We start from the raw sequence: 14,502 nt of genomic DNA on the forward strand, positions 1-14,502 counted from the left end.
GGGTCGGTCGGGCCACGCACCGCCATCCATCGAACCCTCGGCGTACCCGTCGATTGCTGCAGGAATGGACCTTTGCACACACGATTCGATGGATCGCGATGTGGCGCGCGGGGTGATGGCGCGCTGACGCGAGCCGGGAACTAGTGGAAGATCAGCGGGTCGATCGCGGCGGCGAGGAAGATCAGCGCCAGGTAGCTGTTCGACCAGTGGAAGAGCCGCATGGGCTTCAGCGCGGCGTCCAGGGCGCCGGCGTTGGCGCGGCGCAGCAGGCCGATGGCCTCGATGAGGAAGACCGCACCGCCGAGGATGGCGACGGCCGGGTAGAGCCAGCCGGTGTCGGCGATCGGCCAGAGCGAGATGGAGGTCGCGACCATCAGGATGGAATAGATCAGGATCCGCTTGGCGACCCGCGGCGCGGACATCACCACCGGCAGCATCGGCACCTCGGCCGCGGCGTAGTCGGCGCGGTAGCGGAAGGCCAGCGCCCAGGTGTGCGGCGGGGTCCAGAAGAAGACGATCGCGAACAGCACGAACGGCGCCAGCGCGACCGAGTTGGTCACCGCGGTCCAGCCGATCAGCGGCGGGAAGCAACCGGCGATCCCGCCCCAGACGATGTTCTGCGACATCGACCGCTTCAGCCACATCGTGTAGACGAGCACATAGAACGCGTTCGCCACCAGCGCCAGCACCGCGGACAGCCAGTTCACGAAGAAGCCGAAGAGCAGCGTGGCCGCCACCCCCAGCACGATGCCGAAGATGGTGCCGGCGCGCGGCGACACCTGATGCCGGGGCATCGGGCGGCGGCGGGTGCGGCGCATCTTCTCGTCGATGTCGCGGTCCAGCACACAGTTGAAGGTGTTCGCACTGGCCGCGGCCAGGCCGCCGGCGATCAGCGTCCAGAAGACCAGCGCCAGGTGCGGTACGCCGCGGGCGGCCAGGAACATCGCGGGCGCGGTGGTGACCAGCAGCAACTCGACGATCCGGGGCTTGGTCAGCGCGACGTAGGCCTTGACCACGTCCCGCCAGGTGGCCGCCGGGACCGAACCACTCTCAACCGAACCAGCCGTGGAGACGACCGGGTGGGCATCGGTGTGGGTCACTGAACCTTCTTCTGGTCGGTGGAGGCGGCCGGGGTACGCCCGCGGGGTCCCATGCAGTCTACGACCATCGGGCAGCGGGTAGAAACCGACGTGGGCCGAAGAGACCGCGACTTGAATCACACCGACACCGACGGCGTCCGCAGGGGCTGCTGCCATGCCTTCGGAACCACGCAGTAGGGTCGGTTGTGACCGTTCCGTGACGTGCGCCGTGCCATCATGTGGCGGCCGGCCTGCGGACACCACTGCCCTGCTGGTGCTGAACCAACGCGTGAAAGGACCCCCTCCGTGACAGACGCCTCCCACCTTCCCGAAGGCTGGACCGAACTCGACTCCCGAGCGGTCGACACCGCTCGGGTACTCGCCGCGGACGCGGTGCAGAAGGTCGGCAACGGTCACCCGGGAACCGCGATGAGCCTCGCCCCCGCGGCGTACCTGCTGTTCCAGAAGAAGATGCGGCACAACCCCGCCGACACCCATTGGCCGGGCCGCGACCGGTTCGTGCTGTCCGCCGGTCACTCCTCGCTGACCCTCTACACCCAGCTCTACCTGGGCGGTTTCGGGCTGGAACTGGATGACCTGAAAGCCTTGCGCACCTGGGGTTCGGAGACCCCGGGCCACCCCGAGTACGGTCACACCGACGGTGTGGAGACCACCACCGGGCCGCTCGGCACCGGTGTCGGCAATGCCGTCGGGATGGCGATGGCGGCGCGCCGCGAGCGCGGCATGTTCGACCCGGACGCCGCGCCCGGTGAGTCGATCTTCGACCACCAGATCTACTGCCTGGCCTCCGACGGCGACATGCAGGAGGGCGTCTCCTCCGAGGCGTCCTCGCTGGCCGGCACCCAGCGGCTGGGCAACCTCACGCTGATCTGGGACGACAACCGGATCTCCATCGAGGACGACACCAACATCGCCTTCACCGAGGACGTCGCCGAGCGCTACCGGGCGTACGGCTGGCACGTGCAGACCGTGGAGTGGGTACGCGACCGCGACGAGCAGAACGCCCCCGACGGCGGCGGCGCCTACGTCGAGGATCTGAAGGCGCTCGACGCGGCACTCGACGAGGCCCGCAAGGTCACCGACCGGCCCTCGTTCATCCAGCTGCGCACGATCATCGCCTGGCCGGCGCCGAAGCTGCAGGGCACCGGCAAGTCGCACGGCTCCGCCCTCGGCGAGGAGGAGGTCGCCGCCACCAAGAAGATCCTCGGCTTCGACCCGGAGCAGACCTTCGAGGTCGCCGACGAGGTGATCGAGCACTCCCGCAAGGGCCTGGGTGAGCGTGGCAAGCAGGAGCAGGCCGAGTGGACCGAGAAGTTCGACGCCTGGAAGGCCGCCAACCCCGAGCGCGCCGAGCTGTTCGACCGGCTGGAGACCCGCTCCCTGCCCGCGGGTTGGGATGCCGATCTGCCGGTCTTCGAGGCCGACGAGAAGGGCAAGGCCACCCGCGCCGCCTCCGGTGACTTCCTCACCGCGGCCGCCAAGACGCTGCCCGAGCTGTGGGGCGGGTCGGCCGACCTGGCCGGTTCGAACAACACCACGCCGAAGGACCAGCCCAGCTTCCTGCCGGCGGACCGGCAGACCGAGATGTTCTCCGGCAACGAATACGGCCGGGTGATGCACTTCGGCATCCGCGAGCACGCCATGGGCGCGATCATGAACGGCATCACCCAGCACGGGCGGACCCGCGTCTACGGCGGCACCTTCCTGGTGTTCTCCGACTACATGCGCCCGCCGGTCCGGCTGGCGGCGCTGATGGGTCTGCCGGTCACCTTCGTCTGGACCCACGACTCGGTGGGTCTGGGTGAGGACGGCCCGACCCACCAGCCGGTCGAGCAGCTGGCCGCGCTGCGTTCGATCCCCGGCCTGGACATCGTCCGGCCGGCCGACTCGAACGAGACGGTCGCCGCCTGGAAGGCCATCCTGGCGCACACCGATCGGCCCGCCGGCCTGATCCTGACCCGGCAGAACGTGCCCACCTTCCCCCGCGACACCGACGGCTTCGCCGGTCTCGACGGGGTCGCGAAGGGCGGTTACGTGCTGAAGGAGTTCGGGGACGCCGACGCCGATCAGCGCGTGGTGCTGATCGCGACCGGCTCCGAGGTGCAGTACGCCCTCACCGCGGCCGAGCAGCTGGCCGGCGAAGGGATCGCCGCCCGGGTCGTCTCGATGCCCTGTCGCGAATGGTTCGACGAGCAGGACGACGACTACCGCAACTCGGTGATCCCGGCCGATGTGAAGGCCCGGGTCTCGGTCGAGGCCGCGGTGTCGATGTCCTGGCAGGACCTGATCGGCGACAACGGCCGCGCGGTCAGCCTGGAGCACTACGGCGCCTCCGCCTCCGGCAGCGAGCTCTTCGAGAGGCTCGGTTTCACCGCGGAGCACGTGGTCGAAGCCGCCAAGGAGAGCCTGGCCGCGGTCAAGAACCCCGGGGATGCACTCCCCCGCCGGGCGCACGGCCGGGTCCGCACCGCGGACATCGCCACCGCCCAGCAGCACTGAAAATCCCTGATCTCCAAAGAGGAGCAGCCACATGTCTGATCGACTGAAGAAGCTTTCCGACGCCGGCGTATCGATCTGGCTCGACGACCTGTCCCGGGAGCGGATCGCCACCGGCGATCTCGCCAAGCTGGTCGCCGAGTCCTCGGTCGTCGGTGTCACCACGAACCCGACCATCTTCGCCACCGCACTGTCGAACGGCGAGGCGTACGAGGCGCAGCTGCAGATCCTGCGGGACCGCGGCACCGGCGTGGACGAAGCCATCCAGGCCCTGACCACCGACGATGTCCGCGCCGCCTGCGATGTGCTCTCGGCCACCAACCGGGCCACCGACAAGGTCGACGGCCGGGTGTCCATCGAGGTCGAGCCGGGCCTGGCCCGCGACACCGCCGGCACCATCGCCCAGGCCAAGCAGCTGGCCGAGGTCGTCGGCCGGGACAACGTGCTGATCAAGATCCCCGCCACCGAGGAGGGGTTGCCGGCGATCACCGCGACGATCGCCGAGGGGATCTCGGTCAACGTCACCCTGATCTTCTCCCTGGAGCGCTACCAGGGCGTGATGGATGCCTATCTGGCCGGTCTGGAGCAGGCCGCCGAGCAGGGCCGGGACCTGTCCCGGCTGCACTCGGTCGCGTCCTTCTTCGTCTCCCGGGTGGACTCCGAGGTGGACAAGCGGCTCGACGCCATCGGCACCGAGCAGGCCACCCAGCTGAAGGGCAAGGCAGCGGTCGCCAACGCCCGGCTCGCCTACGAGCTCTACCAGCAGGTCTTCGAATCCGGTGAGCGCTTCGCCGCGCTGAAGGCCAAGGGGGCCACCGTGCAGCGGCCGCTGTGGGCGTCCACCGGTGTCAAGGATCCGGCGTACCCGGACACCCTCTATGTCGCCGAGCTGATCGCCCCGGGCACCGTGAACACGATGCCGGAGAAGACCATGCAGGCCTTCGCCGACCACGGTGAGGTGACCGCCGATGCGATCACCCCGAACCTCGATGACGCACGCCAGACGATGGCCGCGCTCGAGCAGGTCGGTATCGACCTGGACGATGTGGTCAAGGTGCTCGAGGACGAGGGCGTGGAGAAGTTCGACAAGTCCTGGGCCGAACTGGTGGAGACCGTCACCGATCAGCTGAAGCAGAGCAGCTGAGGCGTACGGCCAGAAACCGTTCCAGGCAACGAAAAGGAGCACAGCGTGGCTGACGCGACAGCGCAGGCCCCGATCAACCTGGCGCGCACGCTGGGGAAGTCCAACCCGCTTCGCGACGCACAGGATCGCCGGTTGCCGCAGATCGCCGGACCCTGCGTCCTGGTGATCTTCGGCGTCACCGGCGACCTGTCGCGGAAGAAGCTGATGCCGGCGGTCTACGACCTCGCGAACCGGGGGCTGCTGCCGCCCGGTTTCGGGCTGGTCGGCTTCGCCCGCCGGGACTGGGAGAACCAGGACTTCGAGAAGATCGTGCACGACTCGGTCAAGCAGTACGCCCGGACCCCCTTCCGCGAGGAGGTCTGGCAGCAGCTGGTCGAGGGGATCCGTTTCGTTCCGGGTGAACTGACCGACGACAACGCGTTCATCACGCTGAAGAACACGATCGCCGAACTGGATCAGGTCCGCGGCACCGGTGGCAACCACGCCTTCTATCTGTCGCTGCCGCCGGGCCTGTTCGACACGGTGGTCGGCAAGCTGCGCAAGTTCGGGCTGGCCGAGTCGACCAGCGGTTCCTGGTCCCGGGTGGTGATCGAGAAGCCGTTCGGCCACGATCTGGAGTCGGCGCGGGAGCTGGAGCGGACGGTCTCCTCGGTCTTCCCGCCCTCCTCGGTCTTCCGGATCGATCACTACCTGGGCAAGGAAACCGTGCAGAACATGCTGGCGCTGCGGTTCGCCAACCAGCTGTTCGAACCGGTCTGGAACAACAACTACATCGACCACGTGCAGATCACGATGGCCGAGGACATCGGCATCGGCGGCCGGGCCGGTTACTACGACGGCATCGGCGCGGCGCGCGATGTGATCCAGAACCACCTGCTGCAGCTGCTCGCGCTGACCGCGATGGAGGAGCCCAACTCCTTCGACGCGGCCCAGCTGCGGGTGGAGAAGCAGAAGGTGCTGGCCGCCACCCGGCCCCCGGCGGATCTGGCCGCGCACACCGCGCGGGGCCGGTACGCCGCCGGCTGGCAGGGCGGTGAGAAGGTCCGCGGTTACATCCAGGAGGAGGGCATCGACCCGAAGTCCACCACCGAGACCTTCGCCGCGATCCGGGTCGACATCGACAACCGCCGCTGGGCCGGGGTGCCGTTCTATCTGCGTACCGGCAAGCGGCTCCCCCGCCGGGTCACCGAGGTCGCCCTCGGTTTCAAGCGGGCCCCGCACCTGCCGTTCACCGACACCGACACCGAGGAGCTCGGCAACAACGCCCTGGTGATGCGGATCCAGCCCGACGAGGGTGTGACCCTGCAGTTCGGCGCGAAGGTGCCGGGCACCCAGATGGAGATCCGGCAGGTGAACATGGACTTCGCCTACGGCGGGTCGTTCACCGAGAACAGCCCGGAGGCGTACGAGCGGTTGATCCTGGATGTGCTGCTGGGTGAGCCGCCGCTCTTCCCGCAGCGCGAGGAGGTCGAGCTGTCCTGGATGATCCTCGATCCGATCCTGGACTACTGGGCCAGTCTCGGTACGCCCCCGGAGGACTACGAGGCCGGCACCTGGGGCCCGGAGAGTGCCCGCGAGATGCTCGCCCGCGACGGCCGCGCCTGGCGCCGGCCCTGATCGGAGAGACACCATGATCATCGAGCTGAACGACACCACCTCGGCCAAGATCGCCTCGTCGATCGTCAAGGCCCGCCGCAGCATCGGCTCCCCCACCTCGGGGATGGTGCTGACCCTGGTCGTCCCCACCGACGAGAAGAACTCCGAGGCCGCGCTGGAGGCCTGCCTGGCCGCCGGTCGGGAACATCCCTCCCGGATCCTGCTGGTGGTCACCGGCAAGGGCCGCCGGCACCGGCTCGACGCCGAGGTGCGGATCGGTGAGGAACCCGGTGAGATCATCGTCCTCCGGGTTGCCGGCGATGTGGCCCGGCACGCCGACTCGGTCGTGCTGCCGCTGCTGCTGCCCGATTCGCCCGTGGTCGTCTGGTGGCCCGGCGCCGCCCCCGACGATCCGGTCCGCGACCAGCTCGGCGCGCTGGCGAACCGGCGGATCACCGATGCGATGGGCTCCCCGCGGCCGCTGCAGGCCCTGGAGGCGCGGGCCCGCAACCATGCCCGCGGTGACACCGATCTGACCTGGACCCGGCTCACCCCGTGGCGGGTGCTGCTCGCGGCGTCGCTGGACCAGTACCCGGCGCCGATCATCAGCGCCAGCGTCGAGGCATCCCGGGACAACGCACCGGCCGATCTGCTGGCCTCCTGGCTGGAGGCGCGGCTCAAGGTCGACGTGCAGCGGCTCACCTCCCGCGGCCCCGGTATCACCGCGGTTCGGATGACCACACCCGCCGGGGACATCGCGATCACCCGTGCCGACGGGTTGCTGGCCTCCTACCAGGTGCCGGGCCAGCCGCATCGGCTGGTCGCGCTGCGCCGCCGGGACGTGAACCAACTGCTCGCCGAGGAGCTGCGGCGGATGGACGCCGACGACATCTTCGAGCAGGCGGCCCAGGTGCTGGTGAAGCGGCTGCAGCGCAGCAAGGACAACAGCAGCGGCACCGGCCGGCGGGCCGCGGTCAAGGGCGCCGCCCGGCGTACCCCGGAGGCGAAGGCCGCACAGGCCGCGGTGAGCGGGAAGACGCCCGCCAAGAAGACGGCCGCAAAGAAGACCACGGCCAAGAAGGCCGCGAAGAAGGCGCCCGCCAGCAAGACCGCGGCGAAGAAGGCGACCGCGAGCCGGTCCTCGACCAGCAAGGCGCCGGCCACCCGGACCTCGCCGCGGCAGACGACGGCCAAGAAGGCCGCGGTCGCGAAGAAGACACCGGCCCAGAAGTCGACGGCGAAGAAGACCGCGGCCAGGAAGACGCCCGCCAAGAAGACGACCGCCCGCAGGAACGCGCCCAGAACCGCCCCCCGCACCGGAGGAAGGACGACTGGATGACCGTGGTGACCTCTGGCGACGCCGATGAGCTCGCCGCGACGGTGGCGCACCAGCTCCGTCGATCGATCAGTCAGTTGCAGGCCGATCCGGACCGCGTGGTGCAGCTGTGCCTGACCGGTGGCCGGATCGCCAACCGGATGTACCGTCAGCTCGCCGACGGACAGGGTGATGACAACACCGTCGACTGGAAGCGGGTCGAGTTCTGGTGGGGCGACGAACGGTTCGTGGCCACCGAGAGCCCGGACCGCAACGCCGGCCAGACGCTGGCCCTGCTGGCGGCGACCATCCCGCTCGACCCGGCGCGGGTGCATCCGATGCCGGCCGAGGGTGGGCAGGCCGACCTCAACCAGGCGGCGATGCAGTACGCCGCAGAGCTCGGCGACATCCGCTTCGACATCTGCCTGCTCGGCATGGGCCCGGACGGCCACGTGGCCTCGATCTTCCCCGATCACCCGTCCTTCGAGCAGGACACCTCGTTCACGGTGGTCGGGGTGACCGACTCCCCCAAGCCGCCGCCGGAGCGGATCAGCCTCACCATCCCGGTGATCAACCAGTCCGCCGAGGTCTGGCTGATCGTCGCGGGCGCGGAGAAGGCCGACGCCGCCGCCCGCGCCATCGACGGGGATGAGAACCTGCCCGCGGGCGCGGTACACGGCCGCCTGCGTACCGTCTGGTTCCTCGACGAGGACGCCGCCGCCGATCGGTGAGGCAGGCCGCCACCGGCCTGCTGCCGGGGGTCGCGGGCCGGCTCGCCGGGCCGAATTCTGCCTGTCCCAGACCCCGGTGAATCGGTTCCCCTTTGATGCCCAGGTGGCATCAAGGAATTGTCTGATGCCCCTCAGTCATCAAAGAAATCTTTGATGCCACACGGGCATCAACAAATGGTTTGATACCGCACGGGCATCAGCAAATGGTTTGATACCGCACGGGCATCAGCAAATGGTTTGATACCGCACGGGCATCAGCAGATGGTTTGATACCGCCTGGGCATCAAACACCCATTGGTCAGCGGGTGTTCCCGTTACCAGCGGGGAGCGCGAGGTGCGGAGCCCTCGCCCGCCGAAGGGGCGAAGCCCTTCTTCGGGGCGGAACAGAGGACGTGCGAAGCACCGCTCGTCCGTATCGTTCCGGGGGGTGTGGGGGGCGCCGCCCCCACTGTCAGTAGATGACCTCGCCGGCGGCGCGGCGGGCGCGCAGGGCGGTCAGTGCCTCGTCCAGGATGGCCTCGGCCTCGGAGTCGCTGCGGCGCTCCTTCACGTACGCCAGGTGGGTCTTGTAGGGCGTGGTCTTCGGCGGCGGCGGCGGGTTCTCGGCGTCCATGTTGGCCGGCAGGCCGCAGCGCGGGCAGTCCCATGTCTCCGGCACCTGTGCGTCGGCCGCGAAGGCCGGGCGGGTCTCGTGCGAGTTGGCGCAGAAGTAGGACACATACAGCCGCGGAGCGGTGTCCCCGCGCTCCGCCTCCCCCATCGGCCCGGCACCGACTCGGCTGCCTCGGATGGCGCTCCCACCTACCACGTGTGTGTCTCCTTCTTCGGGGCCTGCGGGCCCATTGGGTCGACCGGCCGCATCCGGCCGGGGGTTCGGGGGTGGTCGGCGATCAGGCCAGGAACCGGTAGAGCGCCAGCAACGCAAGGATGCTGACGAACCAGATCGCGCCGACGATGATGGTGATCCGGTCCAGGTTGCGCTCGGCGATCGAGGTGCCACCCAGCGAGGTGGACATGCCACCGCCGAACAGGTCCGACATGCCGCCGCCACGGCTCTTGTGCAGCAGGACCATCAGCGCCAGGATCACGCTGGTAAGACCCAGCACGATGGTCACGACGAGGATCGGCCACTGCATGGCCAGCGGGAGCAGAATCACGCGCGCAACTCTAATCCCCGTGGGGCCATGGACCAAACGCAGATCCCGGCACCGCTGGTGCGGTACCGGGATCTGCTATCGATGATGCGACGCGACGGTCTCAGCCGACCCTGGGCAGGTCGTAGAAGCGCGCAATGGCGGCGAACTCCTCCGGGTCGAGGCTCGCGCCACCGACCAGGGCACCGTCGATGTCCGGCTTGTCCATGATGTCGGCGCAGTTTCCCGACTTCACCGAACCGCCGTAGAGGATCCGGACCTGATCGGCCAGGTCGATGTGCCGCTGTTCGGCGATGAATCGCCGGATCGCGCCACACACCTCCTGGGCGTCATCGGGGGTCGCCACCTCACCGGTGCCGATGGCCCAGACCGGCTCGTAGGCGATCACCACCTTGGCCAGCGCCTCGTCGCCGATCCCGGCCAGCGAGCCCTGCACCTGCTCCAGGGTGTAGGCGACCTGGTCGCCGGCCTGGCGGACGTCCAGGCCCTCGCCGACGCAGACGATCGGGATCATGTCCCACTCCAGCACCAGCCGGGCCTTGGCGGCGACCACGTCGTCGGTCTCGTCGTGGTACTGCCGGCGCTCGGAGTGCCCGACCACGACGTAACCGCAGCCGAGCTTGGCGAGCATCCCCGCCGAGATCTCCCCGGTGTAGGCGCCGCTGTCGTGCACCGACACGTCCTGGGCGCCGTAACCGATCTCCAGCCGGTCACCCTCGATCAGCGTCTGCACGGTGCGCAGATCGGTGAACGGGGGCAGCACGACGACCTCGGACTTCGCCGGGTCGTGCCGGTGATCCTTCAGCGTCCAGGCCAGTTTCTGCACCAGCCCGTTGGCCTCGACGTGGTTCAGGTTCATCTTCCAGTTGCCGGCGATCAGCGGCTTGCGATCACTCATCGATCGCCTCCCTCCAGTACGGCCAGACCGGGCAATTCCTTGCCCTCAAGGTATTCCAGCGACGCGCCACCGCCGGTGGAGATGTGCCCGAACTGGTCGTCGGAGAAGCCGAGGTGGCGTACCGCCGAGGCGGAATCCCCACCGCCGACCACCGACAGCCCGTGCACATGGGTGAGCGCCTCGGCGACCTCCCGGGTCCCGCCGGCGAAGGCGTCCATCTCGAACACGCCCATCGGGCCGTTCCAGAACACCGTCCTGGCCGAGCGGATCACGTTGGCGAACGCCAGCGCCGACTCCGGACCGATGTCCAGGCCGAGCTGATCCGCCGGCATCTCATCGGCCGGTACGACGGTCGCCGGGGCGTCCGCCTTGAACTCCGGCGCCACCACGATGTCGGTCGGCAGCACGATCTCCTTGGAGTTCTTGTTGGCGTGGTCGAGGTAGTTGCGGCAGGTCTCGACCTGGTCCTCCTCGAGCAGCGACTTGCCGACCTCGTGACCCTGGGCCTTGAGGAAGGTGAAGACCATCCCGCCACCGATCACCAGGGCATCGGCCTTGGCCAGCAGGTTGTCGATCACCTTCAGCTTGTCGGAGACCTTGGCACCACCGAGCACCACCACATAGGGCTGCTGCGGATCGTCGGTGAGCCGCTTCAGCACCTCGACCTCGTTCTCGACGAGATCACCGGCCGCGTTCGGCAGCAGCTTGGCCACGTCGTAGACCGAGGCCTGCTTGCGGTGCACCACCCCGAACCCGTCGGAGACGAAGGCACCCTCGGCACCGGCCAGGGCGGCGTACGCCTGGGCCAGCTGCTGCCGCTCAGCCTCCTCCTTGGACTCCTCGCCCGGTTCGAAGCGGACGTTCTCGCACATCATGATCTCGCCGTCGCCGAGGCCCTCGGCCAGGCCCTGGGCGGACTCGCCGACGACATCACCGGCGAGCTGCACGTCCTTGCCGAGCAGCTCGCCGAGCCGCGTCGCGGCCGGGGCGAGGGAGAACTCGGTCTTGACCTGACCCTTCGGCCGACCCAGGTGGGCGAGCACGATCACCCGCGCCCCCGCGTCGAGCAGCTTGGTCAGCGTCGGTACCGAGGCCTTGATCCGCCCGTCGTCGGTGATCCGGTCCCCGTCCAGCGGGACGTTCAGATCGCAGCGGATCAGCACCTTGCGACCGCGCAGGTCGCCCAGGTCCGCGATCGAGTTCATCCGCGGGCCCTCAGAGCTTCTCGCCGACCAGCTTGGTCAGGTCGACCAGCCGGTTGGAGTAGCCCCACTCGTTGTCGTACCAGCCGACGACCTTGACGTTGTTGCCGATCACCTTGGTCAGGCCGGAGTCGAAGATGCAGGACGCCGGGTCGGTGACGATGTCGCTGGAGACCAGCGGATCGTCGCTGTAGTTCAGGTACGGCGCCAGCGGACCGGACTCGGCGGCCTTCTTCATGATCTCGTTGACCTCCTCGACCGAGGTCTCCCGGCCGGCCTCGAAGGTGAGGTCGGTGGCGGAACCGGTGATCACCGGGACGCGCAGGGCGTAGCCGTCCAGCTTGCCCTTCAGCTCCGGCAGCACCAGGCCGATGGCCTTGGCCGCACCGGTGGAGGTCGGCACGATGTTCTGCGCGGCGGCGCGGGCCCGGCGCGGGTCCTTGTGCGGGCCGTCCTGCAGGTTCTGGTCCTGGGTGTAGGCGTGCACCGTGGTCATCAGACCCTTGTTGATGCCCAGCGCGTCGTTCAGCGCCTTGGCCAGCGGGGCCAGGCAGTTGGTGGTGCAGGACGCGTTGGAGATGATGTTCTGGGTCGCCGGATCGTAGTCCTGGTCGTTGACGCCCATCACCACGGTGATGTCCTCGTTCTTCGCCGGAGCGGAGATGATGACCTTCTTGGCACCGCCGTCGATGTGCGCCTTGGCCTTGGTGGCGTCGGTGAAGATGCCGGTGGACTCGATCACGATGTCGGCGCCGAGTTCGCCCCACGGGATGTTCGCCGGGTCCTTCTCGGAGAAGATCTTGATCAGCTTGCCGTCGACGGTGATGCCCTCGTCGTTGGCGACGATCTCACCGGGGAACCGGCCGAGCACGGTGTCGAACTTGAGCAGGTGGGCGATCGCGGCGTTGTCGGTCAGGTCATTGGCGGCGACGACCTCGATGTCGGCACCGGAGGCCATCAGGGCCCGGAAGTAGTTGCGGCCGATGCGGCCGAAGCCGTTGATTCCAACCTTCACGGTCATTCTTGGGTGCTCCTTCGCATTGCGCGATGCGGGCCATTCGGATGCTGGCGGCTGCTTGATCACCGACCACGCCGGCCCGACTTGTCGGACAGCTCCACCCTATCGGTCCCGCGGGGGTCGCCGTACAGCCGTTGAACCCCGCGGGCTAGGTTCACCGCGTGAACATCGTCACCCCCCGCGTCCGTGTCCTCACCGGTGACCAGCGGTACGCCGACCCGTGGCATCCGTTCGCCGAGACCGGGGCCGCGCTGCGCGACTGGCTGGCCGAGGCGTACCCGGTGGAGCTGCGCACCGACGAACCCGACGCCCTCGGCGAGCTGGCCGGGATCGACCTGCTGGTGGTCAACTGCGGTGTCGGCGCCGACCCGGCGAACCCGCCCGCCGCCAACGCCGAATGGGATGCCGCCTTCGCCGCCTGCGAACGCTGGCTGGCCGACGGCGGCCGGGTGCTGGGGGTGCATACCGCGGCGAACACCTTCGCCGACTGGCCGGCCTGGCGGGGCATCCTCGGCGGCCGCTGGATCCGCGGCACCTCGATGCATCCGCCGCGCGGGCCGAGCCGGTTCCGGGTGCTGGCGCCGGATCATCCGACGCTCGCCGGGTTGACCGAGGTCGAGGCCGAGGATGAGCGTTATTCCTTGCTCAGCAGGGATTCCGGCACGGTACCGCTGCTGGACCATGACCTCGACGGTTCGGCTGAGGTGATGGCCTGGGCGAGCGCGGATGGCCGCGCCGTCTATTCCGGGCTGGGTCACGATGCCCGGGCGTACGACTCCCCCACCGCGAAACGGTTCGTCACCAACGCCGCCCGCTGGCTGCTCGGGAACCGCGAGGTCAGTCCTCCAGCATCTCCGGGCTGAGGCTGGCCTCGGTGTTCGGTACGCCGAGGTCGGCGGCCCGCTTGTCGGCCATCGCGAGCAGCCGCCGGATCCGGCCGGCCACCGCGTCCTTGGTCAGCGGCGGGGTGTGCAGCTGACCGAGCTCCTCCAGCGACGCCTGCTTGTTCTCCACCCGCAGCACCCCGGCGGCCTGCAGATGCTCCGGGACATCCTCACCGAGGATCTCCAGGGCCCGCTCGACCCGCGCCCCGGCGGCGACCGCGGCCCGCGCCGAGCGGCGCAGGTTGGCGTCGTCGAAGTTCGCCAGCCGGTTGGCCGAGGCACGCACCTCGCGGCGCATCCGGCGCTCCTCCCAGACCAGCACGCACTGGTGGGCACCCATCCGGGTCAGCATCGCCGCGATCGCATCGCCGTCGCGGATCACCACCCGGTCGACATTGCGGACCTCCCGGGCCTTGGCGGAGATGTCCAGCCGGCGGGCGGCGCCGACCAGTGCCAGTGCGGCCTCCGGGCCGGGGGCGGTCACCTCCAGCGACATCGAACGGCCGGGTTCGGTCAGCGATCCGTGCGCCAGGAAGGCACCGCGCCAGGCGGCCACGCAGTCCCCGGCCCCGCCGGAGACCACCTGCGGCGGCAGCCCGCGGGCGGGCCGGCCGCGGGAGTCGATCAGTCCGGTCTGGCGGGCCAGCGCCTCACCGTCCTTGATCACCCGGACCACGTAGCGGGTGCCGCGGCGGATCCCGGAGCCGCTCACCACGACCAGGTCGGAGTCGTGCCCGAACACGTCGCTGATCGCGGTCCGCAGCCGGCGCGCGGCGGCACCGGTGTCCAGTTCGGCCTCGATCACGATCCGGCCACCGGCGAGATGCAGCCCGCCGGCGAACCGCAGCGTGGCCGCGACCTCGGCCCGCCGGGCGCTGGGCCTGGTCACCGAGATGGTCGCCAGCTCGGCCTTCACCTGTTGCGTCAGTGCCACCGGAACCGCTTCCCTCCTGTGCTGGACCTC

13 protein-coding genes are annotated in these 14,502 nt (G+C 69.3%); 6 read left to right on the forward strand and 7 right to left on the reverse strand.

Going from position 1 to position 14,502, the window contains the following annotated elements; all coding sequences use genetic code 11:
* Positions 1–140: 140 nt before the first annotated feature.
* Positions 141–1,100 (reverse strand): heme o synthase, encoded by a 960-nt coding sequence (locus C8D81_RS07280; protein WP_324252386.1) that lies wholly within the window; start codon positions 1,098–1,100, stop codon positions 141–143.
* A 285-nt stretch (positions 1,101–1,385) separates the two neighbouring features.
* On the opposite strand from C8D81_RS07280, the gene tkt reads away from it, so the two are divergent.
* The 5 genes from tkt to pgl are packed head-to-tail and all read left to right on the forward strand — an operon-like array spanning position 1,386 to position 8,382.
* Positions 1,386–3,599 carry a transketolase gene (gene tkt, locus C8D81_RS07285; RefSeq protein WP_229117804.1) on the forward strand — a complete coding sequence of 738 codons (2,214 nt, stop codon included), beginning with the start codon at positions 1,386–1,388 and terminating at the stop codon, positions 3,597–3,599.
* Positions 3,600–3,630: 31 nt separating this feature from the next.
* Positions 3,631–4,740 carry a transaldolase gene (gene tal / locus C8D81_RS07290; RefSeq protein ID WP_094403816.1) on the forward strand — a complete coding sequence of 370 codons (1,110 nt, stop codon included), beginning with the start codon at positions 3,631–3,633 and terminating at the stop codon, positions 4,738–4,740.
* 45 nt (positions 4,741–4,785) lie between these two features.
* Positions 4,786–6,357 carry a glucose-6-phosphate dehydrogenase gene (zwf, locus tag C8D81_RS07295; RefSeq protein ID WP_094360902.1) on the forward strand — a complete coding sequence of 524 codons (1,572 nt, stop codon included), beginning with the start codon at positions 4,786–4,788 and terminating at the stop codon, positions 6,355–6,357.
* Between the two features lie 13 nt (positions 6,358–6,370).
* The gene (locus tag C8D81_RS07300) at positions 6,371–7,675 is read left to right on the forward strand and encodes a glucose-6-phosphate dehydrogenase assembly protein OpcA (RefSeq protein ID WP_133625780.1); all 1,305 of its coding nucleotides are present in this window, start codon (positions 6,371–6,373) and stop codon (positions 7,673–7,675) included.
* Positions 7,672–8,382 carry a 6-phosphogluconolactonase gene (gene pgl / locus C8D81_RS07305; RefSeq protein WP_094360906.1) on the forward strand — a complete coding sequence of 237 codons (711 nt, stop codon included), beginning with the start codon at positions 7,672–7,674 and terminating at the stop codon, positions 8,380–8,382. Before C8D81_RS07300 ends, pgl begins: the two co-directional genes overlap by 4 nt.
* A 451-nt stretch (positions 8,383–8,833) precedes the next feature.
* Here the strand turns inward: pgl and C8D81_RS07310 are convergent, their stop codons facing one another.
* From C8D81_RS07310 to gap, 5 genes are all read right to left on the reverse strand, one after another.
* Positions 8,834–9,190: an RNA polymerase-binding protein RbpA gene (locus C8D81_RS07310; protein WP_094360908.1), complete on the reverse strand. Its 357-nt coding sequence runs from the start codon at positions 9,188–9,190 to the stop codon at positions 8,834–8,836.
* A gap of 82 nt (positions 9,191–9,272) precedes the next feature.
* On the reverse strand, positions 9,273–9,518 hold the full coding sequence (secG, locus tag C8D81_RS07315) for a preprotein translocase subunit SecG (protein WP_094361187.1): 246 nt from the start codon (positions 9,516–9,518) through the stop codon (positions 9,273–9,275).
* A gap of 121 nt (positions 9,519–9,639) precedes the next feature.
* Complete coding sequence (gene tpiA / locus C8D81_RS07320) at positions 9,640–10,434, reverse strand: triose-phosphate isomerase (protein ID WP_094405349.1); 795 nt, start codon at positions 10,432–10,434, stop codon at positions 9,640–9,642.
* Positions 10,431–11,639 (reverse strand): phosphoglycerate kinase, encoded by a 1,209-nt coding sequence (locus C8D81_RS07325; protein ID WP_094405350.1) that lies wholly within the window; start codon positions 11,637–11,639, stop codon positions 10,431–10,433. The genes tpiA and C8D81_RS07325 overlap by 4 nt, the downstream gene beginning before the upstream one ends.
* A gap of 10 nt (positions 11,640–11,649) precedes the next feature.
* Positions 11,650–12,657 carry a type I glyceraldehyde-3-phosphate dehydrogenase gene (gap, locus tag C8D81_RS07330; RefSeq protein ID WP_094360914.1) on the reverse strand — a complete coding sequence of 336 codons (1,008 nt, stop codon included), beginning with the start codon at positions 12,655–12,657 and terminating at the stop codon, positions 11,650–11,652.
* Positions 12,658–12,815: 158 nt separating this feature from the next.
* Here gap and C8D81_RS07335 point away from each other — a divergent pair, with 158 nt between their 5' ends.
* Positions 12,816–13,517: a ThuA domain-containing protein gene (locus tag C8D81_RS07335; protein ID WP_094405351.1), complete on the forward strand. Its 702-nt coding sequence runs from the start codon at positions 12,816–12,818 to the stop codon at positions 13,515–13,517.
* Here C8D81_RS07335 and whiA read toward each other — a convergent pair.
* Positions 13,492–14,472 carry a DNA-binding protein WhiA gene (whiA, locus tag C8D81_RS07340; protein ID WP_094360918.1) on the reverse strand — a complete coding sequence of 327 codons (981 nt, stop codon included), beginning with the start codon at positions 14,470–14,472 and terminating at the stop codon, positions 13,492–13,494. The genes C8D81_RS07335 and whiA overlap by 26 nt on opposite strands.
* Positions 14,473–14,502: the final 30 nt, after the last annotated feature.

Origin of the sequence: Enemella evansiae (assembly GCF_004362375.1) — a bacterium.
GTDB classification, from domain to species: Bacteria; Actinomycetota; Actinomycetes; order Propionibacteriales; family Propionibacteriaceae; genus Enemella; species Enemella evansiae.